Here is a 25,453-nt window from a genome sequence, read left to right as displayed (position 1 = left end):
GAACGATATAAGAATAATAAAGGGGATTTAACGATGCAGTTTCGACTTGGGTTGATTGTTAACCCATATGCTGGATTAGGTGGCAGTGTTGCTCTAAAAGGAAGTGATGGTGTTGCTGAACAAGCAATGGCATTGGGTGCTACTCCAAAAGCACATTTGCGTATGGTTGAAGCGTTAAAAGTTTTATTACCTTATAAAGATCAAATTGAAATTTATACTGCAAGTGGTGACATGGGTGAAGATATCGCTCATGAACTCGGCTTTAATATTAAAATGGTATATCAAGCTCCTAATCGACCAGAAGCAAAAGATACCCAAGAGTCTGTGAAAGTTTTAAATCAAACCACCATTGATTTATTGCTGTTTGCTGGTGGCGATGGCACGGCGAGAGATGTGTTTAAGGTCGTTCGTGAAGGTTTACCTGTTTTGGGCGTTCCTGCTGGCGTTAAAATTCACTCAGGTGTTTATGGTATTACACCCAAAGCCTCAGGGCTTGTCGTTAAGATGTTGCTTGAAGGTGAGTTAGTGAGCTTGATGAACGCCGACGTTATGGATATTGATGAAGCTGCGTTTCGTGGTGGAGTGGTTAAAGCAAAACGGTTCGGTGAGATGTTAGTACCTGCCGAACCAAGGTATATTCAAGCCGTTAAAATGGGTGGTAAAGAAGTTGATGAACTTGTTTTATCTGATATTGCTGCAGATGTAATTGAGTCAATGGAAGATGAACTTTACGTCATGGGCTCTGGCTCAACGGTTGCAGCAGTTATGGAATCCTTGGGTTTAGATAATACCTTGCTTGGTGTTGATTTAATTTTAAATGAAGCCATTATTGAGTCCGACTTAACTGCGCAAAGACTGCTAGAGCTGACGGAAGGAAAATCAACAAAATTAGTGATTACCTTAATAGGTGGTCAGGGTCATATTTTCGGGCGAGGTAATCAACAATTATCACCAGATTTGATCCGTCGCATTGGAAAAGAAAATATTATTATTTTAGCGACAAAAAGTAAGTTAAAAGCACTTGAAGGTCGACCATTAATCGTGGATAGTGGCGACCCGAATTTAGACAATGAATTGAGTGGGTATTATCAAGTCATTACCGGTTACCATGACAGCGTAATGTATCAAGTTGCCACACCAGAAGAATTGGAGAAGTAGAATGTTGGAGCAATACGAAGCGGCACTAGAAAACTGGATTGGAGAAGTTGTTGCTCACGGTGACGACGATGCATTATTTGCGAGTGGTTACTTACAAGGTCATATTGCCGTTGTACTTTCAGAGCTTGAAGCTGAAAATGACAGTTCCGTCACTGCGCTAGACAGTAAAGTTGTTGAGTGCATGAAACTGGCTCGAGAAGAACTTGAAGATGGTGACTTTGTACTCGTAGAGTCGGCTTGGAAAGAATTGAGAACTAAAATATCGGTTTAAAATTTTATTTTTCAGAACAGCCCAAATATTTTGGGGCTGTTCTCCTCAAGTTAAAACCTCAAATTTGATTACTCACAGCGCTAGTATTATGGACTATCATTAAATCGGCTTATTTTTTTCTATCTTTCTAATCCACATCCGATTTGGGTTAAGTTTTTTCAGAAGGTTGTAATCAACAGGCGGGATTTCATTACACAGTAATGATGCCATCACTTCTGCGGCTAGAGGTCCAGAACATAAACCACGAGAACCAAGAGCACCTAATATATACAGACCTTGGATAATCGGTACTTCCACATTTTTCCAGTGTTGCTCAACATCGGACTTTCGTTTGTTTAAAATTGGTTTTTGCATTTCAACCAACTTATCGTAATCAGGTGCGCAGCCGAGCATTGGAAAGTGATCACGAGTGACCATTCGTACACCTACTTTGGCGTCATGACCTGAGATATCAATATCATCAACCCATGCTTGGTTTGGATAGCTGTGTTTCAATTTTTGTAAATTATCAAGTTGCTCTACGGGTTGATAACTACGGTTGTGACTAAGCCGAACATAGCTTGCGCCAATACAGTGCATATCGTTATTTTCTGGTGTCATATAACCATGAGCACAAATAACGGTTTTTAACTTCGAGATATGAGTACGAGAAGGTACATGACTCACTTGGCCCCTAAAGTTTGAAGCCGGTAAATTCTTAGTCTGTTCAAAGTCAATTAATTGTGAGCCCGTGGCATTAACCACTTGCTTATATGGACCGAAAATTTCTTTATCAGAATGTAGCCGCCAGCCATTTTCTGTTTTTTCTAATGCAGTAACTTCACGATTATATTTAATGGCAACATGACTGAGACTTTGCGCTTTGGCTAATGTAGCTTGGGTATATTCAAATGGAGAAACCCAGCCCGCTAAAGGATAGAATGCGGCAGACTTATCAATGCTGACACCCGCAATTTCATTAGCTTGTGTCGCATTAACGGGTTTAACAATATCAGCAGGCCAATCTTGACCAGTCAAAATTTTATTCAATCTATCAGTTGAGCGTAAATCATGACCGCTCTGCAACACGCCACAAAAGTCATAGTCAAGCTTGTAACCATCGCTGGCAAGTTGAAGAATGCGTTGCCGACTAAACAAGAAGGCTTGCTGAAAAAACTGACTTAATTCTGAATTCTCAGGTGTGAGTAGTGGGTAAAGTGCGCCTTGTTTATTACCTGAAGCGCCTTGTGCGACTTCATTGTCCTTACAAAATATTTGTACTGTTTTTCCTCTCTCAGCTAGGGATAAAGCTAAGTGAACACTCGCTAGGCCTCCACCAATTATGGCAATGGGGGATTCATCATTATGATGCTTAGTTGACGGGATTGGGCATAAATGGTTTTTCTGTTCGACAACTTCATCGCTTTTAATTGTGTCAGCAAATAAACGCTCGTTGATAAACGATTTACTTAACGGTTGCTCATCAGCAATAAAAATTGAAGCAAGTGAAATGGACGTTTTTGATATGAAAGAAGCGATAGTATGTTGAGTCTGCTCTGCGTCGAAACCAACACCAAACTGGATGGCTTGCGCTTTTTCTCTATCATTAACAGGATAAGCGTCCGTGAGAGTTCCTGTATCCGGATAAATATCTAAAATGAGTTTACCGTCATTAAATTTGAACCTTTGCCAGCCTAATATATCGAGTGGTTTGATACTCTGTAGAGCTTCAAACGCTAATTGTATTGAAGGTTCATGTGTATTTTCGATGTCGGGTTTGTCATACCAAATCGATAAGTCATCAGAAATAATACGAATATGTAGTGTCGTATCGGCAAAGCATTCTTTTTGCAGATAAAGTAAACTTAATACCTCGATAGAAGAGTGTACATCTACCATGGTGACACTGAGTTTTTTTTCGTGTGTCTCAAAGAGTTGCCAGTGGAAGTCAAAAAGAAGATACGCTAAATCAGGCTTTTCGGGATAGTTTTCCTGAAAAAACTTGATTATCTCATTAGGATAACGCTTAATTTGCATGGTTTTGTCGTTAACATGGTGAAGATTCACTGATTTTTACCTAATTCTTTACCGCAATTTAGTCTATTTTACCCGTGGTTACTGAAAGCTGACCACTTTTAGTTGGTAAAACAGCTACCATTGTCGCAGAAAATTGAAATGGATAGTTAACAAATGAAAAGAGTCGTCATTAGTGGTATCGGTGTTGTATCTAGTATCGGTAACAACAAACAAGAAGTCACTGAGTCATTAAAAGCTGGTCGCAGCGGTATTACCTATTCTGAGCAATTCGAAGAAATGAATCTTCGTAGCCGTGTTTGGGGTAACATCGATCTTGATACAAAAGAGCATATTGATCGTAAAGCACTTCGCTTTATGGGTGATGCAGCAGCTTATGCTTACATCGCAATGCAAGAAGCTATTGATGACGCAGAGTTAACAGATGAGCAAGTCAGTAACCCAAGAACTGGTTTAGTTGTTGGTACTGGCGGTGCTTCTTCTAAAAATCAAGTTCAAGCTGCTGATACATTACGTAGTCGTGGTGTAAAGCGTGTTGGTCCATATGTTGTTCCACGTATCATGTCGAGCACATCAAGCGCTTGTTTGGCTACACCTTTCAAAATTAAAGGTCACAACTACTCAATCAGTTCAGCATGTGCTACTAGTGCTCACTGTATTGGTCATGCAGCAGAACTTATCCAACTTGGTAAGCAAGATATGGTATTCGCTGGTGGTTCAGAAGAAGTGGATTGGACTCTAGCAATGGGCTTTGACGCTATGGGCGCATTGTCTACACAATATAATGACACGCCAGAAAAAGCATCTCGTACCTACGATGCAGACCGTGATGGTTTTGTTATCTCTGGTGGTGGTGCAATTGTAGTCGTTGAAGAACTTGAACACGCATTAGCTCGTGGTGCAAAAATTTATGCTGAAATTGTAGGTTACGGTGCATCTTCTGACGGTTACGACATGGTTGCGCCATCTGGTGAAGGTGCAGTTCGTTGTATGCAAGAAGCTTTAGCGAATGTTGAAGGTAATATCGATTACATCAACACGCACGGTACTTCTACACCAGTAGGTGATACTCGTGAATTAGAAGCGATTAAAGAAGTATTTGGTAATGATTGCCCACCAACGGCATCAACTAAGTCTATGACAGGTCACGCTTTAGGTGCTGCTGGTGCTCATGAAGCAATCTATAGTTTATTAATGATGGAAAATAGTTTTATTGCACCAAGCATTAATATCGATAACTTAGATGAAAATGCTACAGGTCTTCAAATTGTAACTGAATACCGTGATGCTGAGCTAAATACTGTTATGAGTAACAGCTTTGGTTTTGGTGGTACAAACGCTACCTTGGTAATGAAAAAGTACAAGTAATTACTTAGCCACTGTTACTATAAATGCCGCTAATTCTAGCGGCATTTTTTATGCCTATTTGTATCTACTAGAAAAAGTTGAACATTAGTTGTTCATTCAGTGTTTAGATACAGCTTTATCACTTGCTAAGCACAATCTGATCATGGATAATTCGTCTCGTCTTCAGTTCCTTACTGAAGAATTCTATGGTGACCTCAGGGTCCCCCCGCAATGATAACTTGTGGACTTGGTCAGAGCCGGAAGGCAGCAGCCACAGCAAGCGACTCATGTGCCGGGGTGTTGGCTCTGAGGAAACCTCCAAATTCCCTCAAAATTGTCGTTTTCAGAAATAAGTGGCATAATTTTCAGGATTAAGTGGCATATTTTCAGAAATAAAAGGCATAAAGTTAATTTTAGATTAACTAAGAATTAATTCAGACCTTGCTCCCTCATATACTATTGCGTTTAATTTTTATAAGTACAGTATGTTGACCTTGATGAGTTTTCTTTTCTGAGGTTAAGATTATGCAACGCCGTAAGCTTGGTCATTCCCGTGTCAAAAACCTTTCTAAGATGGCTAGTTTAAAAACTCCTGAAAGTGAGAAATGTCTTAGCGAGTCTCATAACGAATTTTTAGCAGCACATTATTTAAATTACTTCCCGACAGTTAAATCATTTATTTTTCAACCTCTTCCTATTGAATATGAATACGCAGGAAAAAAGCACAATTATACTCCCGACTTTTTAGTTGAGCTTTTTAATGGGAGCTGGATTTATGTTGAAATTAAAGAAGAAATCGAGCTGTACTCGACAGAGTTTAAGCCGATATTTCAGGCTAAAAAATGGGCGGTAAATAGATTAAGTAAACAACTAATATTAGTTACAGATAATCAATACCAGATAAATTTTAAAACAGATAATATTAGGTCATTACTTAGTATTCAAGGATATAACCCTAAAAATGAGATTTGCGATCTGATTCTAAAGCTTATTAATGAGTATCAGTTATGTAAATTAGATTTGATATCTAGACAATTGAACCATCTTTATTCAAAAGAAGATATTTGGCGAGCAATGAAGTTTCTTATTCTTAAGAGAGAAATTTTTTTTGATATTACAACTGATGATCTGAGTTTTGATTCTGCGATCTCTATTGATGTGTCTAATTACTCAGATCATGAATTCTTTTCAGACGAGTTTAATACTTTTGACTTCGATAAAGGAAAACCTAAGGAACTAGTCAAAAAATTCCCAAACGACATGGATTCTGTTCCTGAAAAATATAAAGAAGAAGCCCTGAAAAAAGTACGGTACTTAGAATGGATTGAAGAACGAATTCAAGGAGGGTGGACAGAGAAAAATATTGAGCCACTCCTTTTAACAATTCCAAATTTTGGTATTACTCCAAATCCATCATGGAGAAGTTTAGCTAGGTGGTACAGTCAATATAAAGACTCTGGAAGGAAAATAATATGTTTATTACCTAAATATAATAAGAGAGGAAGAACTTTAGGGTTTTCAGAACAAGAACAATGTATTGATTATGGTATAAACAAGTATTTATCTATACTGAGGCTTAGTGTAAATGAATGCTATGGAAAGTATAAAGAAGAACTGAAGCTTACCACTAAGTTTAATCCAATCAGCTATAACAGCTTCAAGCTACGTATCGACCTTTTACCGAAATATGAGGTAATGTGTGCAAGATATGGAAAAAGAGAAGCAGATATAAAGTTTAAGCACTATGGTAAACAAAAGTTACCTAAGAGGCTGTATGAACAAGTCGAAATAGATCATACAACCGTAACAGTAATTCTCATTGATCCAGAGACATTAGCTCCAATTGGAAGGCCAGTATTAACAGTATTGTGTGATAAGCTAAGTCGATGTATTTGTGGGTTTTATATAAGCTTTGAGCCTCCCTCTTATAATAGTGTTAGGCAAGCAATAGTACATGCTGTATCTCCCAAAGAGCGATTATCTGACATTGAATATGAATGGTGCTGTCAAGGGAAAATTGAAAATTTGATCGCTGATAATGGCGCTGAGTTTTGGAGTAATAATTTAGAAATAGCTTGTAGAGAGCAAAATATTAACATCCAGTATTGCCAAGTTGAGTCACCTTGGAAAAAACCTTTTGTCGAAAGATTCCTTGGTATAGTTTGTCGGAAATTTACGTCGCAAATGCCGGGGAAAACCTTTTCTAATACCTGGGAAAAACTGAAATATGATCCTAAAAAGGATTCAATCATTAAATATGACCTGTTTATTGAGCTTTTTCAAAAGTGGATAGTTGATGATTACCATCAAAATGCAGACTGCCGTTTTAATTATATCCCTAGTTTGCTTTGGAGTGAAAATTATCATAAATGTCCTGTACTGAAATTAAATCATGATGAGTTGGAAGAGTTTAAATTTGGATTTCAGTGTACTGATAGTAGGGTGTGGCGAAAAGGTGGCATCCATATTTTTAATATGCGATATAGTAGTGACTATTTTGCATCGTTAAGAATGAAGTATCAGTTAGAGGGAGGAAAAAGTAACTGTTTAATAAAATATGACCCTACGGATATTAGTAAAATCTTTGTCCACATTAAACAAATGGAACAGTATGTTGAAGTACCCTGTGTTGACCCTGAAGGATATACAAACAAACTGAGCCTGTTTGAGCATAAGATTAATGTAAGGTTACATAGAAATTACATTAAAGAAAGCATAGATTTAGGGGCGTTGACTAGGGTTAGAAGGTACATTCAAGAACGAATTGAAGCTGAAAAAGAACAAATACGCAAAGGACGAAAGAAGAATACATCATATAGCAAAAAGGCTTCAAGATTAGAGGCAAAAAATAGCGTAGAACTAGGTAACAGTTCAGCTTTACCTGTATCTGAAAAACAAAGTAAGTCTAATCAGAATCAATCTGAAACTTCCTTAACAGACTTGTCTGATGCATTGGAGGGGTTCTAATGAGTGAGTTGTCAAAAGCTCAAATTGAGAAGCTAACAGTCTTTAGAGAAGAGTTCATACCACATACTGTTGCCCAAACTATTTTTAATGATCTTCATCTTTTGAGGCAAACTTGTAAATTGGGAGGAGATCAGCAATGTATGTTGATTTTTGGTGGAGGTGGTGCTGGCAAAACTAAAATCGTAAAGCAATATTGCGTTAAATTCAAGCAAGATATTGATGAGGGCAAAGTTAAAACTCCTGTTTTATATGCTGAAGTTAAGAGACCCGTTACCATCGAATCTTTGCTTATTGATCTTATAACTAATTTGGGTGAATTTGCTGGTGCGTATCGAAAACAAAAGCATAAAAGTAAGCCCCTAGATCAGCTTTTGAGGGAATACCTCATCAAACATGAAACAGAGCTTATCATTATCGATAAATTTGAATATTGTTTAGATTTTGATAAACGTATGGCTGTCAATGAAGTTGCAAATCACATTAAGAGTCTCGCTCAGGATCTTTGTATTCCTCTTGTTCTCGTGGGAAAAACATGGATTAACAGATTAACTACTGTCGATGGGTGGGATTGTTATATCCATAAAATAAGGGAAGTCCCTTATTTCAAAATATCTAATGATATAGATAAGGCTTTGTATACAAAGGTTTTGAAAGGGCTTTCAAACAGAGCTAATAAGTTATTTTTAAAGGTACCAGAGCTTGGTGAGAGTGAGTTTGCTTGTCCATTATTTTCGGTCTCCTATGGCTGTTTTAAGAAATTAAGGTACTACATAGATGATGCTATTTTATTTGCTTTGACTTCGGGGGAAAATGAACTTAATAAAAAGCACTTTGCCGAAGTTTTCGATAGTATGAATTATTACTCTTTGGATGCGTTAAAACCTAAGGTAGATATAAAAGATGAGAGTAATAAATCTGTTAAGGCATTAAACAATAGTATTGATGATGAGCTGAAAAAAAGAGAAGAAAGTAATCCATTTAAAATACCCTTGAACGGCTTAACCGTAAAAGAAGTTCAAGAACATGCAACTTATCGATTTGATCCTGATGCCTCTGAAGAGACTTTTTTCGACACCACGTTTTTAGATAAAGTCAGTATTGATGGGTTGCTTACTCAGAAATAAACAAGGATTAGGAGGTAATCTGATAATCATTTATTGGCAAAAAATTAATCGCTTGAAAGTTATTTATTTTGTTCAGCAATAAATCATTCTTAATGAGTAGAGCGAAAATCTCGCTCACTGATACCTTCAAAGGCTAAATGCTTCTAGGCCATGTAGAAGCCAAAGTATGATGGTGATTAACAAGTTCCGAAGATAACTCCTTAGTGTGATGAGCTTTTTGGTGTGAGAGTTTATTTACAAACTATAACACATCCATGTTCATTTTTACCTTTAAAAACAGTGTGTTATACTTGGTTTTATTCGGTGTCGTATTTTTTTATCATATTTTATGAGATTTACAGTTCAAACTGAGCTGTTTAAGGATGAATCGCTTGAAAGTTATTTACTCCGATTAGCAATTGATAATTTTTACATTGACTACAGTGAGTTTGCAGATGTTATTGGTCGTTGGCTCATCGACCATGATCATGAATTGGAAGGCGCATTTCCTCATGCGCTCAACCTAGTAAATTTATTTCACGCCAATGAAAGCAGCATTTTTCGAGTCCGAGCTTTAAAGTTATTTGAAACGCTAACAAACCTCAAGCCGTCAACTCTTCTCTCTCAATCTCTCCTCAGAACGAATTATAAGTTCGCACAATACTCGGCATTAAAATTCGGTTCTAGCTTGATCCCAAGGCTAATGCTTAGAGAATACTCGAACTCGATTCCAATTTGCCCACCGTGCTTAAAAGAGTCAGTTTACATTAGGCAATGTTGGCATTTGAAACCATATAAAGTGTGCCATAAGCATAATCAAAAACTTATTGATACATGCACAGAGTGTGGTGAAGCAATAAATTACATGCGCTATGAAGTCATTAATAAGTGCATATGTGGAGCTGATTTATCAGAAATGACAACAGCAATAGAGGGTGTCGATAATAGTAAAAAAAGGGTTAGCAAACTATTTGATGAGTTAGACACAGAAAAGTCATTAGATATTGGCAAGTTATTTTGGTTTTCTAAGTATAAAAATTTTGAGCTTGACGACCCTGAGTTACTCAACGCATTTCATGATTACTTTGAATATTGGCCTACTATCTACCATACAGAGCTAGAGCAACTTGAATCTGACGGAGTTGAGAAGCAAGTAAGGGAATTCAATAACACCCCAGCGAATGAGATATGGAAAGAGCAGATATCACTATCAAAGCTTGCTTCTCCATTCAAGCAACATAATGAGATTCTAGCTACGTTGTCGAATTATTTTCTTGAGTTAATCAGTCGGAACCCTAAAGCTGTTAGTCTAAATCTAGCTGATACACTCCTTACAAAGTTAGAAGCATCAATTTTACTGAGAACTCCTCTAGAGCAAGTTCATAGACTTTTAGATGAAAACTATTTACATCGAAGAATTAAGACAAAAAAGCATGAGGTGATTGAAAGCTACAGACCCCTTTTATATTTACGCCAGGTTATCGAGCTGATGGAGTCGAGAGGTATTTATCAGCACTCACCGAGTTTATACACAACAACTTGGTGATAGATATGAAAACCTTAATCGAGCTGTTAGAAATTGTTCAAGTTACTAAAAGAAATAAAGCTATAAGAGAAAGGCTTAAGCCTTGCTTTGAGCCATTAAAAGCTGATGGTCATGAAAAATCAATATTATGTATCTTGTTAAACATGGGGTATAGCACAAAAGAGAATGTTGATTTGACTGATTTAAAATCAGCCCAGTTGTTTCTTAAGGGAAAAGAACACTTTGGTAAGACGATTGCTGAAGCTAAATGGACACATACACATAACTTAAAATACCCAGATATAAGGGTAAGTAAACAAACAATCAGAGTATCTCTACCAGAAGATGTTGAGGGTGTCTGTAGTAAGGGGAGTAAGGGAAGTATAGATTTAGGCTGGAGCCACAATGCGGAGTTAGTTAGTAAGTCATCGCCTTTAATTGTGGAGTTTAGCTGGAAAGGTCGAGTGACTTGCTTATTGAATTTACTCAGGAATGATGAACCATTGTGGGTAAGTTTACTCATTGAATTGGGTGTAACTAAAAGGTGGGTCGTTAAGACTATTAAAGAACTTGGATCTCTTACTGAAAGTTATACACCTAATGAAGTAGATCGTTACTCACCCCAGTTGAGATTCCCTTACCGTGGAAATTATATATCTATAACGCCTGTTACAAGCCATAGATTTTTATCAGAAATTCAAAAGCGGTGCAAAAAAGAAGAATTTCATTCACGATACATCTATCACCCTAGAGCAACAAATGCGGGACATTTGATTACGTCTTTAGGTGGAAAGGTTGCAGTTTTAGCTTACTACCCTGATAGAGGTTTTAATCGTAGCCTTAATCAATATGTTAGTCGTAAAACTGATAGCAGTTTTTTCGATTCCAAATATTTAAGCCATAATAATTTTTTGAATGCTCTAGGTGAACTCGCTTTTATGCCTAATCGAGGAACCTTGAAGCTAAATCGTATAGCCAGAGTAGCCGCAATAAAGACCATTAGGCAGTCATTGTATTGGTGGTTAGCTAAAGCAGAAGATTATAGGAAGCATGCAAACTTACTTCTAAAGACATCTACCGAAGCAAGTTTACTTCAAAAGTATTTGAATAGTGAAGAAGCAAATTATGAATTAACTAGCTATCTTAATAGGTTAGTTCATGAGCAGTTATCAAAGGTAAATAAGGCAAAGCAGTTTGCTTATCATCCCAAGTTAATTTCACCAGTTAAGCGGCAGCTTCAATTTCTCTTGAAGCAGAGGGCAACTAGGGAAATAGAAGCATCGAAGCAAAGAGTATTTTATCTTCATTTAAAGCAGCTCAAGGTTGAAGATATGGAAACCTTGAGCAGCCCTTATTTATGGGGGATGCCCTCGATAATTGCATTTGCAGGTTTTGCCCATAAATTTGAACTTAATTTAAAAGAACTTAATTTTCCAAATATTAGAATCATGGGTGTTGCTTGTTTTGTTCACTCGTATCAAGTAACGAAGAAAACATCATTGCCTGAGTACTCGCATTTAAAAAAAGAAAAGTACAGCACACAAATAAGACCAACAAGACCTGCCATTATTGCTTCCCCAAAAAGCCAAATGGTCTTTGATTTAGTGTTACGGCTTTGGGATTGTAATGACGAATATACACCTAAAAAGATTCCTGACCTTGAGCAGATAAGAAAAACATTACCGTCCCGTTATGCCGGCGGAATGATTTTCCCGATGATTCGACAAATAGATGAAAGATATTCGATATCTAGTGATCCTACAGAATTATTTAATTCACTCAGTTTCTTGCCAACAAAAGGGTGTTGGCTATATCCGTACAAATTTAAAGCCCACTCATTAGACGAACTCAGTGAAGCATTAAATGCAGATCTAAACTTGAGACCTGTAACTACTGGTTATCAGTATCTTGAAGAACCAAAGTATAGAGAAGGCTCGATAACAGAATTACATTGTTTCGCAGAAAACTTACTTGGCCTAACCCGCTGTACTAATAGTATTGAAGTAAGAGTAGGAGGTCATGAAAGGTTTTTCAGAGAGGCATTTTGGGCTACAAAAACAACTGACTCGGAAGTTGTCATGGTTAAATCACGTTTTGAGTATAAATTATGAAAATTCCCACACATTTATCGTACATGAGATCTATCACGTCATCACCAGCAGTATTTTTTTACAAAAATGACGAGTCAGACTTTAATCCCATTGAAGTCTTTAATGAACGTATTAATGGAAGAATGTCAGGCTCTACAGTTGCTTATAATAAAGATGGTCAGCCAAAAAACGTAACATCAGCGGATCTAAGCTATGCAAATTTGCATAAAAGCGAGTACTGCTATGTGCCTCCGCTCGTTAAAAAGTTTTATTGCAAGTTCTCATTGACCATAGAACCCAATAGTCTGTCCCCATGTATTTGCAATGATCCTGAATGGGTCTGTCATTTAGAAAAACTAGCCGAATGCTATGGAAAAAGAAACGGTTTTAACGAGCTGGCAACGAGATATGCAAAAAACATTTTAAGCGGTACATGGTTGTGGAGGAATAAAAACTCTCCTCAAGTCGATATTACAGTGCTTGATTTTATGAGTGAGAGGGAGATAGTTAAAGTTGAGGCTGTTCGTGGAATGTCTTGGAGTGGGAACTGGAGCAAGTATCAAGAAGAGCTACAGGTTTTCTCAGATCTTATAGCAAATGCTCTCTTTTACAATGAGGTATGTGAACTTGAAGTCGTTGCAACTATTCGCAATCGATTTATGCAAGAAATCTATCCTAGTCAACTAATTTCAGAAGGAGAACGTTCTCATAAGCAATTGGCGACGACATGGGTAAGTGACAAGGAAACAGCTTGTATGGGGCGTTTTAAAGTTGGAGCGGCATTGCAATTAATAGATGATTGGCATGATGGAGATAAACCTGTCCGAGTGAGCAGTTATGGCTCTATACCAGAAAGGTTAATAGCGCTTCGTATGCCTACAAACAAAAAAGATGTGTATTCACTACTACCAAATATTATTCATTACATCAGCTTCTTAGAATCAAATGTACTTGGTGAAGATGAAACATCAAATGAAATTAATTATCTGATGGCGATGTTGGTAAAAGGTGATGTTTTAGGCATGGGATCGGAGAAAAAAAGTAAATGAGATATTTCTTTTGCATCACTTATTTACCTGAATCAGTCAGCAACGAACTACTTGCAGCTCGGTGTGTAAATGTACTCCATGGTTTTGTTGCTAGGGATATAGCGGTTGATATTGGAGTTGGTTTTCCTGATTGGAGTGAAAATAGTGTTGGGAGCCAACTAGCTTTCGTTTCGACCAATAGAGACAAATTATCTAAGCTACGTCATCACAAGTATTTTTCGATGATGAAAGAAGATAACCTTTTCGCCATTTCTAGTATTGAACCAGTGCCCTCAGGATTAAAGGAAATTCAATTTTTAAGAAATAATTCGATAGCTAAAAATACAATAGGAGAAAAGAGAAGAAGAATAAAGAGAGTAATGGAAAGAGCAAAACAAAGGGGTCATGAATACGTCCCTTCACAAATTAATCAAACTAAACATGTCGATAATTATCATATCTTAAACTGCACTAGTGGCTGTAAACAAATGTCATTTCCGCTTTATATACAGAAACTAGAAAGTATCTCTAATCAAAAATGTGACTTCAATCACTACGGTCTTGCTTCCAATAAGCTATACAGTGGAACTGTGCCAGAGTTTAAATCTGACCAATGATTCGTGATGGGTTGTTTATTCTATATTTTCAATGCGTTACTAGCATCGAAAAAGTAAAGGCCTGATAGAGTTGTTTTAGCTAACATAATGACGTTGTTAAAATTTTATCAAGTATACTCTTGTTCTCCGCCGAGTAGGCAGCTAAAAAGGTACCGAAAGGCGTTTTTACTAAGCCGAAATTGTTCTCCGCCGAGTAGGCAGCTAAAAAATGGATTACAAAATTATCATAGGGTGTAGTGGAGTGCTTCTGCGAATAGGACAAGTCATTTGTTAAACTCTAAATTAATTTATTTTTATAACGGATAGATTTAATTGACTAATTTGATTCTTATGGTTTTATATTCGGTAAAGGAACTGCCGAAAAGGTAGCTAAAAAAAGGCCGGGAAGTGAGCATCCCCAGCAAGTAATATTCTGCCGAGTAGGTAGGCTCGAAGCACTTTAGGTTTCTAGAGTGCTTTTTTCATTCAAAGAAAAATTCATCAAAATACTAAGTGCAACCTTTTCAATGATACTTTAAAAATACGCTAACTTTTTGGAGTATTTAGCCAGTATTCTGAGTTCTCAAAATAAAACAGACTTCCATAGGTCATTATGAATTTTATCGAGTTTGTAAAACTTTGCAGTTCTCAAGCTATGGCCCCTTCTAATGAAAAATACACAGATGCTGTTAACTTCATAACTCATATCGATCAATTAATAACGCTTCTTAAAAAGGTTCCAGAACAAAAAAAAGTAATTGAATGTGATGTTATTTATCCAACTTTTTGGTTTGGATTTGATATCAGTCAAAAATGTGAACTAAAAGAACAACTCGATTTGATGTTTTCTATTGATGAGGATACCAGTGCACTTGATGCGTTCAATATTTTTTCCACTGAAGAATTTTTAACAATCCATTGCGGAGCAAAAGTTTATTTAAATGGTGCTGTGCGCTGGATAAAAAACGATAATAAAGACGGAGAACAGTTAATTATTTGGTTAGATAAATTAGTGCTTAAAGTACGATTAACTAATCAGTGCTACCAAATATCAGCATCAAACGTTTTGAGTACTGAGCAGCTACCCCTGCTTAATTCAATTGCAGGCTTTTTGCTCAACATTGCCACTTCAGAATATACTAAAATCTCACAAGGAATTAATGATTACTATAAGAGCCAAAACATACCTTGGATATATCGGTTTTCTTACACTACGCAGAAATACTTATCTTCATTAAATCCTGAGTTTCAGTCAAAGCTATCTCTGCTTCCAGAAAAACTTAAAACCTTTATTATTGAAAATGAGTCAGCACTCGCAGGTGAGCCGTTGCAAGGAATTGAGCTTACACAGCGTTCATATCTTCGCTATTGTCGTATTGTGCTTGAAGCTTCGTTTCAACATTTTAAAGACCTGCCACACCTCTCAGATAAGGAATTCTATAAAAATTTTACTGATGGGCGTGATGCTGGTTTACTCGACATACTTCCTGACTCGCCCAAGGTATTTCTTGAGTGGTATTGCGGTCAAAGTCGACAAGGCGGCCATCCTTTTGAAGTTGTTTTTTCATATGACTCAAGAGCCTCAATATGTTTGAATCCAATAAAAACGGCACAAGACAAATTCTATTTATCTCTAAGAAGTGGAGAAGGCAATTATAGAGCGAGCACATTAACTAGAATGGCAAAAGCCCTTTTTGATATTGGTGCGCCAATTCAGCTCGTCAGAGTCGAAAAAATAAAAGCTGAAATCGAAGGTATTGCATGCATTGGCATATTACCGTTTAATCAATTGCCTAGTGAGGTTTACCATTTTCCTGACGAAGACAAATTCAATATTGTGAATTGGATTTCAGCAAGTGATTTAATTGAGTATGATGTTGACCCTAATATGTTAAAATTCTTTCCATTATCCACTGACTAGGATTAACTCCTTATCGCAAGCTCTCAAATTTTTACCTCAATATAACAATCAGTTTTCGGTAATTGATACTGCTCAAACACAGATAAAACGAAACCAAGTTTCTCACGACAATAAATAAAAAATGAGTATTACCGTGTAATTTTCCCGAGCAGAAGTGATGTTCATTAATTGTACCTTTCCATAAATACCTAGTCGGCTTCACCTAGTCTCTGGTAGGCCTCATAAGGGATAATATTAAACAATCCTAGCCATTGGTACTAGTCCTTGGGTTTACGTTTCTACGAAGCTTAGAATGCGTTATAGCTACTACTAAAGGCGATACTGTCATTAACATGACAAAGTTAAGGCGATGAACTTGCCAGAAGATGGGATGGAAAAGTTATTGCTCAGGCACCAAAGTTTTCTTCCTTCAATGCTTCATCAATAAATTTATCCAATTTAGAGAAAAGGTTATAACTTGGAGTACCCTGAATATCTGCATCCCCTCAATTTAAAAAGTTTGATACAAAAAGTATAAATCTTTCTTGAAGGTAAATCGTAACTCATTGATAATGAATTTCTTGTTGTAAAGGAATATCAAAGGACTGTTTAGATGCCAATCTTTGAGTTAACGGACGATTCACTCTCACCTCTTCCTGAAACCTCTTTTGAACTAGAACAGTTAAGGGAAAGACAAGACCTACAAAGGTTACTCAAGTCCCATATCTCAGCAATTAGTCCAGATACATTAGTCATCTCAGAAGAATATGGGCATTTTGTCGATTCAAATCGAAGAATAGACCTTTTGGGAATTGATAAGCAAGCAAACATCGTCGTCATTGAACTTAAACGTGATAGTGATGGTGGACATATGGAGCTTCAAGCGATCCGTTATGCTGCTATGGTTGCAAACCTTACTTGGGAGCAGGCACTGTCTGCCTATAGAAGTTATATCGTAGAGAATGAATTGGAATTAGATGCCGAGAGTTCTTTGTTAGATTTTCTCAGTTGGGACTCTCCAAATAGTGATGATTTTGGACAAGATGTAAGAATTGTCTTGGCTGCTAGAAACTTTTCAAAAGAAATAACGACCTCTGTTTTATGGCTAAATGAAAGAGATCTAGATGTTACATGTGTAAGACTCAGCCCTATCAAATTTCAAGAACACCTACTGTTGAATGTTGAACAAATAATTCCTTTACCGGAAGCAGCAGCATATCAAGTTGAAGTAAAGCATAAAAAGCGTGAAGAAAGAGCATCTCGTTCAAGTAATAAAGACCGTTCTTTGCTATCGGTATCTGTTAATGGTGAATTTTATGAAGAGAATTTCAAAAAATCTGATGTCGGCTATTACACAGTAAAAGCCTTAGAACATAACTCATTGATCGATGGTAGTGCTTTCGAATTCTTAAGAAATAACAAAACGTGTGGTCATCAGTTATTAAAAAAGAAAGACGAAATAAATAACACTCAAGATAAATATAGAAAGTATCGCAATCATTTAGAGCCTGAGTATGAGTTTGAAGGACAAGGCTTTTATATTGCACGAAACTGGAGCCTTAACAATGTAAAAAGGTTTACACAAGTCATAGAAAAGCGCTTTCCAGAAATGAAAATTATATTTAATTAGTGAAATCAATTTAAATAACCAGAATAAAATGAAGAAATATTTAACAAATATTAGCCGCTATTTTCGGCAGTCTCTAATAGACTCAGAAAGATTGAGCCCTGATGATAGAGATATACTCCCAATTTTTGGGCATGATAAGAATCAATCACCTACTGAGAAATATATTGCACTGCCCTATACCTGTTGGGATAGTGGTTATATAGATGCTAAGTTAGCAGAGCGTATTTTGGATGCTCGGCAGTTAGGTAAAAAGCCTCTTCAACAAATTGAAATTGCTATTTTTCCAAGAGTAGATCACTTGAAACATGAAAGAGGTGCTGTAGATACTCGAAAACGTAAAGTGATGTTACCGCTTCTTGTGTTTGTAAATTTGCAAAGAAGTGGAAAACTACTCCCTAGCAACAAAGCGCCTTGGGTGCCGAGAGTTTGGATTGGACCGACTCAAGGAGCGACATTACCATTCACTGAAATGCCTCTATTAGATGAGTTTTCCACTCTCAACCCTTATGAAGGGATTGAAAGTTGGGAACAGTTGAAAAAGTACAGTGCGAGATTGTTGTGTTTTGCAACCAACAATCAGTTTTGTGATGAGGAGAAGTATACTGAGTTATCCGATATTACAATTTCATCAGAGTACCAATATAGTCCTCAATCTTTATTTCAATTAGACGCTCCTATCACTGGTGCTAAAGCAAATTTGTTAAAAGCTTTAGACTTCATGATAAAAAATTCGGAATACCCTAAGCTTTACCAAGCTTATAGTCAAAATAGAAATTCTGAACTTGTAAAATATCAGGATGAGCAAGACAACATTGAACTGGCTAAGCTACATGTCGGCCAGATGTCTGGAGAGTTCCCTCTTTCCTCAAAACAAAGAAATGCATTGCATTACTTCAATCAGCAGCAACAAGGTGAAGTTCTAGCTGTTAATGGCCCTCCAGGAACTGGCAAAACGACTTTACTCCGCTCTGTTGTTGCAAACCTTTGGACGCAGGCAGCTTTAAAACAAACTGAACCTCCTCTTATTGTTGCAACTTCGAACAATAATCAAGCGGTCACAAATATTTTGGAAAGCTTCGCCAAAATTGATGAAGAAGGAATCAGTGACAAATTAGCTGGACGCTGGTTACCTGAAGTTGACAGCTATGGTTTGTATTTTTGTGCTTCAGGAAAAGCTAATGAAAGAAATAAATACCGTTTTTCTGGGCCTAGAGGGGAAGGCTGCATGGAAAGCTGGCAGACCCAAGAATATGTGTCAAAAGCAAGCTCTTATTTCTTAGAAAAAGCATCAAATTGGAAAGGCGGTGAATTAAAAAATACTAAAGATGCCTTGAAAGCAGTACATAGCGAGATGCTCACAATACAAATGCAGATTCAGCAAGGTATCGATTATCTAACAGAGTGGGAAGAAGTAAATCATTTCATTGAAAGAGAGTTTGGAAATCTACAAGGGTTAATTCATCGTATTGAGATAATAGAAAAACGTTATCTTGAAGAGAAGACTGCCCTTGAGCAAGAAAAAGAATTACTTGATGAAATGTATGAACTTTGGGGTGCTCGAAAGTGGTGGATAACGCTGCTCATGTGGCTACCCTCGATACGTAAACAAGAATACAGAAAAACAGCTCGACTTCTTCACCAAAAAGATAGGTTTTTTGAAAATATTGATGATGATTTAGTTGAGCAAACCCTCAAACTTCAGCAAAACAAACTCAAAGAAATTTCATCAGAAACGAGAAAGCAATTAGAAGATGTAAGGAGATATTTAGCTAAATTTAATGATGTTAAAATTAAACTGGATAACTGGTTTGCTCCAGCTTCTTCAATTAATTTATTCGGAAAAACTCCATCTGAAAAGGTGTCAGAAGTCAATGACCGTTATTATCGCTTTCGCTTATTTAAACTCGCAAGCCATTACTTTGAAGCTAAATGGTTAATAGAAATAAAAGAATTCGTTGAAAGTAATGATCAAGACAAAAAGTCTCCAAAGAAGGTACTCCGAAAATTAAGAAGGTACGCCAAATTAACCCCATGCTTTGTATCAACATTCTATATGGTGCCAACAACTTTTATGGCTGGTGAATTTAAGGATGGCAATTGGACGGATCTGCCTCTACTGGAAAGTATTGATCTTCTCATTGTGGACGAAGCAGGGCAAGCCTTGCCGGATGTATCCTCTGTAAGCTTTGCATTATCAAAAAAAGCATTGATCGTAGGTGATACTGATCAGATAGAACCAGTTTGGAGTATCCCTGCGAATGTCGACCGTTCTAATTTAGAATTGTTTGATTTATTAAAACAAAGTGAAAATCATGACTATGAAAGTTGGTTAGATAGTGGGCTATTGGCTAGCAGCGGCAATGTTATGCGTATTTCTCAAAGACAATGCAAATATCATCAATTCGAAAAATTGCAGCAAGGGTTATATTTGACAGAACATCGCCGATGTTTTGATAGCATTGTAGGTTACTGTAATCAACTCGTATATAAAGGCTTATTAGAGCCAATGAGGGGAGAGGCAAAGCACAATGTTCCATGGGGTGTGATGATCCTAATACCGACAAATACGCCGTCACAATCCTTTGGTGGAAGCAGGGGCAACCCAGGTGAAGCTGTTAGCATTGTTAACTGGTTAGTATCTCAAAGGCAGAGATTACTAGATTATGCAAAAGAGCAAAATGAGAAGTATAGAGACCTAACGGATGAGGAAGTCTTAAGCAAGGCCGTTGCTATTGTTACTCCGTTTAATAAACAAGCTCATTTGATTCGAACAGAGCTTAGTAAATCTCAGATAAACAACTTGACGGTAGGAACTGTTCACAGCCTTCAAGGAGACGAGCGTTTGGTTGTTCTTTTTTCAAGTGTCTATGGAGAGAACGATAAGGACAGCGGAAAATTTTATGATGCTGCGCCAAACATGCTTAATGTAGCGGTTTCTAGAGCTAAAGATGCATTTATTGTATTTGGAAATCCAAATGTTTTTGGTGTTAATAATATTGGTTCGCCTTCTGGAATATTAAAACAGCTGCTTTCGATTAATGAAAACTTAGAAGGTTTATTGCAAGTGAGTTGATAAATGATGTCGCTCTCAATTTAAAAGCCAAGTAGAAAGGAAATCGATTGGTCTCGTTAACTCAAGTAAAAACTTCATTCGCTTTTAACAAAGCGGGTGAAGTTGTTCATATATCTCAAATAAAAAAGAAAGGGCTTCAAGCTGAATGTATCTGCATAGGATGTGGTACAGCATTACAGGCTGTAATTGATGGCGTACAAATTAAAAGTGGAAAACGAGCAAGACATTTTAGACATAACAAAGAGCTAGAAGCTCAAGAAAAAGGATGCCAGTGGTCTGGTGAAAGTGAGCTGCATTTAGCGGTAAAGGATTATCTTGCGAGGAAGAGAAAAATCAAAATTCCAATTGGATTTCATAATCCAATCGAAAAAATAATTGAATTTGAAGATGTCCAACTTGAAAAGAGTTTAAGACCGGGCAGAAGAATACCTGACGTAACAGCGTATTCAGATGGCGAAAGGATTCTATTCGAAGTAAGAGTTACTCACGAAGTTGATGAGCAGAAAAAAAGAGAATACCGAAGAGCTAATGCAAGCGTCATTGAAATTGATTTCAGCGATTGCCACTCATTCGAAGATATTATTTCGGATGCTTTTATTGAAAAGCACATAGAGAAAACAGAAAGGCTGAATTGGTTATCGGTTGCACCAGCAGGCTTAATTGCCGAAACATTTCATGAGATTGAAAGAACTGAGTACCGCCGAATTTGTAAAAGTGTAAAGCAGAAACAAACTGAGCTAGATGACTTAAATGATTCCATTTCAGATTCGGAACAGGCTTTCAATCAACTTCAAAGTAAAGTGAAGAACTTAACTCATATTTGTGATTCAAAGCAGAAAAAATTTGATGACTTGAAGCTTAAGTTTAACGTTAAAGAAGGTGAGCTTAAAAAATTAATCTTAAATTCAAAAAGATTCTATTCAATCGATGATCTCGCACAGAAATATGATAAAAAATATTTAGCGCTTGAGAAAGTAAAAGATGATATTTTCAGGCACGAACAAAAACTAAAAAAAGCAATACAAGAAGCAAACCTTGATATTGATGAGTTTCAGTATAAGTTAACTCAAGAGTTAACACCCCAAGTAGTACAAAGAATTATTGAGGAAGAGAAACCACAAGTTTTAATTAGATTAGAAAATGAATATGAAGAATATCAATTGGTTATTCGACAGATTAAAGAGCAACATAAAAATGAAAGCTTAAAACTGGAGCGCATCAAGCATAATGTTGAAGACGTTAACCAACAATTTATTGAATTACATTCTTATAAAGAGCGATTAAATAAACAATTCAAGCTACAGAAAGAAAAGGAAGAGCTGTACCAAAAGCATCGTGGGTTAATCATTGAAGTTAATACTGTCAGAAGAAACTTTGGACGCTTAGAGGAGCATCTTAGAGCAATAACTAGAAGAGTTGGTGAGCCTTGCCTATCTAGTAGAGATCTCTTTTCAATGCTTGGTGATGACGATGAAGTTCAAAAGATTTTAAATATTTTTGAAAAAGAAGTGGAATTAGTATGAATACGGTCATCTTAACTTAGCTTGTGCTAATTTACCCCTAGCCAATATCCGGTAAAAAAGACTAAGTTTCCACGATGAAGTGCGACAATAATAATTCTTCCTTAATTATCTAATTAAGAGTGCTCCCTGTTTTTTATTTTATATTCATTTATGCATTAATTTACTACTGCTGAATGAACATAGGCAGACTCAAAGCTGTTACAGAGTGAATTGGAATCAACTTCAATGAATAATAGTAACTCCGATTTAAAATATTTCAGCTAGAAGTAGGAAAAAGACAAGGTCATAGCTTTAATTTAGCCACAAAAATAAAGTTATAACTATATGTTTTTTGTGCGATAATACATGTCGGAATTGAAGCCTGCCCTATTTAAGGTAGGCTAACCATTATCAATACAATTCTCTTTAGGGAGCATTATTAGGTTGGCAGAGAAGCTAAGGCGTGCTCAAGTTAGCGATACAGTTAAAATGAGCCTACTATCAGAAGTTCAGAGTAAGTGTCCTCTATGTCGAAAGAATCTTATCAAGCGAAAAACATCAGACAGAAAAGTCCCTGTTCGAGTTTTTGATGTAGCACATATATACCCGCTAAATGCAACAGAACGAGAGGTAGCTCTTTTAAAAGATGAAGAGTTGCTTTGTGATGATATCGATTCAGAGTGTAACTTCATTGCTTTGTGTAAAGAGTGTCACAAGATATATGACACTAAGAAAACGGTAGAAGAGTATCGACAGCTAGTTGAAATCAAAAAGGCATTTAACAGGATCCGGGATCTTACCGAAACATGGGACACTCAAACTTTACATAAAGACATCTCAATAGTCGCTGAAAGAATTAGTCAGTTGAGCAGAGAAGAGCTTAATACTAGCAAACTTTCATATAACGCTCTAAGAATTTCAGAGAAAACTGATGAGACATTTGGAGCAATATACGAAATGAAAGTCAGTGCGTTTGTGGTGACCTATTTTACTCATGTCAAAGAGTCTTTCAAACGTTTAGAAGAGCAAAGAAAAGCTAGTTCATTATTTATATGCAGCCAAATACGTTCGTACTACAGCTTATTGGAAATGGAGGGGGTAGGTCAAAGTGAAGTTTTCGATCTAATGTGTGAGTGGTTTATGGTGAATACTGGTATTAATGAGAGGATAAAAGCAGAAGTCTTGGTTTCGTATTTCATTCAACACTGCGAGATATTTTCATATGATAGTCCCAAATAAGATCATATCCATTGACGAAAGTGTTGTCTTCAAAGCAGCGAAGCTGTTATCAAAATTAGATGACATTAATGATGTTCTAGAGCTGTACTCAAAAAACAAGAAGATATTTGTTGATATTCCTGATTATATTGAAGCTTTAGACGTCTTATTCGTATTAAAAAAAATAGACTTAGACCTAACCAACGGGGTAATTAAAATTGCTTAAATCATTAAGTTGCGAAAAGCTGGTAGAAACGACTTTGACGTTTCAAACAGGTTTGAACTCCGTTGTCGGTGCGAATGATGCGCATAATTCAATAGGAAAATCTTCTGTATTGATGTTACTTGACTTCGCTTTTGGTGGAAGTGACTTTCCTGAAAAATGTGATGATGTAATTAAAAACCTGAATAATTTTGATGTGGGCTTTGTTTTTGAGTTCGACAAAGAGTATACCTTCATCCGTAATACAGGTACGAGCGACAGTGTATATCACATAGAGGATAAAATTCTTCTTACAATAGATGAATATAGAAAATTTCTGAGAGAAAAATATATTATTGATCGATATGACCTTAGTTTTAGAGAGTGCGTCGGTGCGTACTTTAGGATCTATCAAAGGGATAACTACAACGAGAAACGTCCTCTCGATATAGTGTCAAAAGAGAAATGGTTAGCTATTAGAAAAAGAATCCTGAAACTATTTGATGAGTACAGTGCTATTTCTAAGCTGGAACAAGACAAAAAGGTTGAGACTGACGTTCAGAAAGATATAAAGGGTACATTCAATACTGGTGCTATAGTCAAGATTAATAAGACAATTTTCAAAAAAAACCAAACTGAACTTGAGAGCTTGAAAGAGCAAATATCTGCCTTAAAAAAAGCATTAGGAGCAAATGTTACAGATATCAAATCAATAATTAGTGCTGAAAATGCTGAGTTAAAACGCAAGAAAGACACTTTGATTGATTTGAAAATTAGACATGAAACTAGCCTTAGCCGGATTGAGAGTAGTCTATCTAAAACGAGATTAAATAATAGTAAAGGGTTTAATGAGCTTGTTGATTTCTTCCCTAACATAGATAAAGAAAGGCTGTCACAAGTTGATTCATTTCATAGTGGTATTAGTAAGATCATGCGGAGTCAACTAAACGAAGAAAAGAAGTCACTCATCTTGACTATTAACGAGATCAAATATCAAATTGATGATATCGATAAAGAGCTTCTAAAGATCGTAAACTCAAAGGAAGATTCTGTTTACTTACTTGAAAAACTTATTGAGCTAGATCGCCTCGAAAAAGACTTGTCTAAACAAAATGACTTCTGGAAAAAGAATGGAGAAGTAAGACAAAGAATTAACGACCTTAAGGGGGACATCAAAGATCAGCTAGTCGACTCGATTAATAACATCGAGACATCAATAAACGAGGGACTACGCAAGTACATAAGTCAAATCTATTTAGATAAACCAATCAGTCCTAAATTGTACTTGCATGATTCCGACTATAAGTTTGATAGAGGTGATGATAGAGGTACTGGTAAAGGGTTTGCTAATATGATTTCTTTAGATTTGACCCTTTTAGAGAAAACGTGTTTACCTTGCGTCATCCATGACAGTCTATTATTTAAAAATATGGATGTTGCCTCAATAGAAAATCTGATTTCTATTTATTCAAGCTTTAAAAAGCAAATATTTATATCTATCGATGAAGTTTCAAAATATAAAGCATCAACGAAAAAACTAATTGATGAATCAGAGTTTATTAAATTGAATAAAAATCGAGTAGCTTTCGGTATAAAATGGAAAAATAAAGAAAACTAGTCGAGTATTTATTAAGTTAAAAAGAGTGCTGATTCACTTTTGTCCATCAATGTGCCAGTGATGCTTGCTGGCATACTCAGAACTGTAACATAACTTTTTAGAATGGTAGTTCACTCTAGCATTGTTAACATCGGCAAGTTGAGTTGTGACTGGCTGTATGTGAGTCTACAAATAGGCCAGTAAACACAGTAGAAGCACCTCTCGGCATTACT

17 protein-coding genes and 1 other RNA gene are annotated in these 25,453 nt (G+C 36.5%); 17 read left to right on the top strand and 1 reads right to left on the bottom strand.

Translation table 11 applies throughout. The annotated features are described in order from the left end of the window. Positions 1-33 precede the first annotated feature (33 nt). Together AC1EU2_RS13955 and AC1EU2_RS13950 are read left to right on the top strand one after the other, a co-directional pair. Positions 34-1,158, top strand: a complete 1,125-nt coding sequence (locus AC1EU2_RS13955; RefSeq protein ID WP_480298883.1) for an ATP-NAD kinase family protein — start codon at positions 34-36, stop codon at positions 1,156-1,158. Between the two features lies 1 nt (position 1,159). Further along, positions 1,160-1,429, top strand: a complete 270-nt coding sequence (locus AC1EU2_RS13950; protein WP_480298882.1) for a YfcL family protein — start codon at positions 1,160-1,162, stop codon at positions 1,427-1,429. Between the two features lie 99 nt (positions 1,430-1,528). On the opposite strand, the gene mnmC1 is transcribed toward AC1EU2_RS13950, so the two are convergent. After that, complete coding sequence (gene mnmC1, locus AC1EU2_RS13945; RefSeq protein ID WP_480298881.1) at positions 1,529-3,475, bottom strand: FAD-dependent 5-carboxymethylaminomethyl-2-thiouridine(34) oxidoreductase MnmC1; 1,947 nt, start codon at positions 3,473-3,475, stop codon at positions 1,529-1,531. A 123-nt stretch (positions 3,476-3,598) separates the two neighbouring features. Between mnmC1 and fabB the strand changes: the two genes are divergently transcribed. The 15 genes from fabB to AC1EU2_RS13870 all read left to right on the top strand — a co-directional run bounded on the left by fabB (position 3,599) and on the right by AC1EU2_RS13870 (position 25,241). Then, complete coding sequence (gene fabB, locus AC1EU2_RS13940) at positions 3,599-4,810, top strand: beta-ketoacyl-ACP synthase I (RefSeq protein WP_480298880.1); 1,212 nt, start codon at positions 3,599-3,601, stop codon at positions 4,808-4,810. A gap of 194 nt (positions 4,811-5,004) precedes the next feature. Continuing rightward, positions 5,005-5,102, top strand: an RNA gene (ffs, locus tag AC1EU2_RS13935) — signal recognition particle sRNA small type. A 212-nt stretch (positions 5,103-5,314) separates the two neighbouring features. Next, entirely contained in the window at positions 5,315-7,756 is a 2,442-nt protein-coding gene (locus AC1EU2_RS13930; protein WP_480298879.1) for a TnsA endonuclease N-terminal domain-containing protein, read from the top strand. Next, positions 7,756-8,880 (top strand): TniB family NTP-binding protein, encoded by a 1,125-nt coding sequence (locus AC1EU2_RS13925; RefSeq protein WP_480298878.1) that lies wholly within the window; start codon positions 7,756-7,758, stop codon positions 8,878-8,880. The genes AC1EU2_RS13930 and AC1EU2_RS13925 overlap by 1 nt, the downstream gene beginning before the upstream one ends. Positions 8,881-9,208: 328 nt before the next feature. Continuing rightward, positions 9,209-10,405: a TniQ family protein gene (locus tag AC1EU2_RS13920; RefSeq protein ID WP_480298877.1), complete on the top strand. Its 1,197-nt coding sequence runs from the start codon at positions 9,209-9,211 to the stop codon at positions 10,403-10,405. A gap of 5 nt (positions 10,406-10,410) precedes the next feature. Next, on the top strand, positions 10,411-12,495 hold the full coding sequence (locus AC1EU2_RS13915; protein WP_480298876.1) for a type I-F CRISPR-associated protein Csy2: 2,085 nt from the start codon (positions 10,411-10,413) through the stop codon (positions 12,493-12,495). Then, entirely contained in the window at positions 12,492-13,523 is a 1,032-nt protein-coding gene (gene csy3 / locus AC1EU2_RS13910) for a type I-F CRISPR-associated protein Csy3 (RefSeq protein WP_480298875.1), read from the top strand. The genes AC1EU2_RS13915 and csy3 overlap by 4 nt, the downstream gene beginning before the upstream one ends. Beyond that, positions 13,520-14,119: a type I-F CRISPR-associated endoribonuclease Cas6/Csy4 gene (gene cas6f, locus AC1EU2_RS13905; RefSeq protein ID WP_480298874.1), complete on the top strand. Its 600-nt coding sequence runs from the start codon at positions 13,520-13,522 to the stop codon at positions 14,117-14,119. The genes csy3 and cas6f overlap by 4 nt, the downstream gene beginning before the upstream one ends. A gap of 592 nt (positions 14,120-14,711) precedes the next feature. Beyond that, complete coding sequence (locus AC1EU2_RS13900) at positions 14,712-16,019, top strand: hypothetical protein (protein WP_480298873.1); 1,308 nt, start codon at positions 14,712-14,714, stop codon at positions 16,017-16,019. Between the two features lie 592 nt (positions 16,020-16,611). Further along, complete coding sequence (locus AC1EU2_RS13895; RefSeq protein ID WP_480298872.1) at positions 16,612-17,628, top strand: hypothetical protein; 1,017 nt, start codon at positions 16,612-16,614, stop codon at positions 17,626-17,628. Between the two features lie 28 nt (positions 17,629-17,656). Beyond that, positions 17,657-20,701, top strand: a complete 3,045-nt coding sequence (locus AC1EU2_RS13890; protein ID WP_480298871.1) for a DEAD/DEAH box helicase — start codon at positions 17,657-17,659, stop codon at positions 20,699-20,701. A 47-nt stretch (positions 20,702-20,748) separates the two neighbouring features. Continuing rightward, positions 20,749-22,224, top strand: a complete 1,476-nt coding sequence (locus AC1EU2_RS13885; protein ID WP_480298870.1) for a hypothetical protein — start codon at positions 20,749-20,751, stop codon at positions 22,222-22,224. Positions 22,225-22,647: 423 nt separating this feature from the next. Then, on the top strand, positions 22,648-23,442 hold the full coding sequence (locus tag AC1EU2_RS13880; RefSeq protein WP_480298869.1) for an ABC-three component system protein: 795 nt from the start codon (positions 22,648-22,650) through the stop codon (positions 23,440-23,442). After that, on the top strand, positions 23,426-23,647 hold the full coding sequence (locus AC1EU2_RS13875) for an ABC-three component system middle component 7 (RefSeq protein WP_480298868.1): 222 nt from the start codon (positions 23,426-23,428) through the stop codon (positions 23,645-23,647). Before AC1EU2_RS13880 ends, AC1EU2_RS13875 begins: the two co-directional genes overlap by 17 nt. After that, the gene (locus tag AC1EU2_RS13870; RefSeq protein WP_480298867.1) at positions 23,640-25,241 is read left to right on the top strand and encodes a DUF2326 domain-containing protein; all 1,602 of its coding nucleotides are present in this window, start codon (positions 23,640-23,642) and stop codon (positions 25,239-25,241) included. The genes AC1EU2_RS13875 and AC1EU2_RS13870 overlap by 8 nt, the downstream gene beginning before the upstream one ends. Positions 25,242-25,453: the final 212 nt, after the last annotated feature.

The sequence above is a fragment of the Parashewanella sp. 2304DJ23-3 genome, from assembly GCF_056591695.1.
The sequence above is the reverse complement of the archived record's forward strand: the minus strand, read 5'-3'. Positions and strand labels throughout refer to the sequence as shown.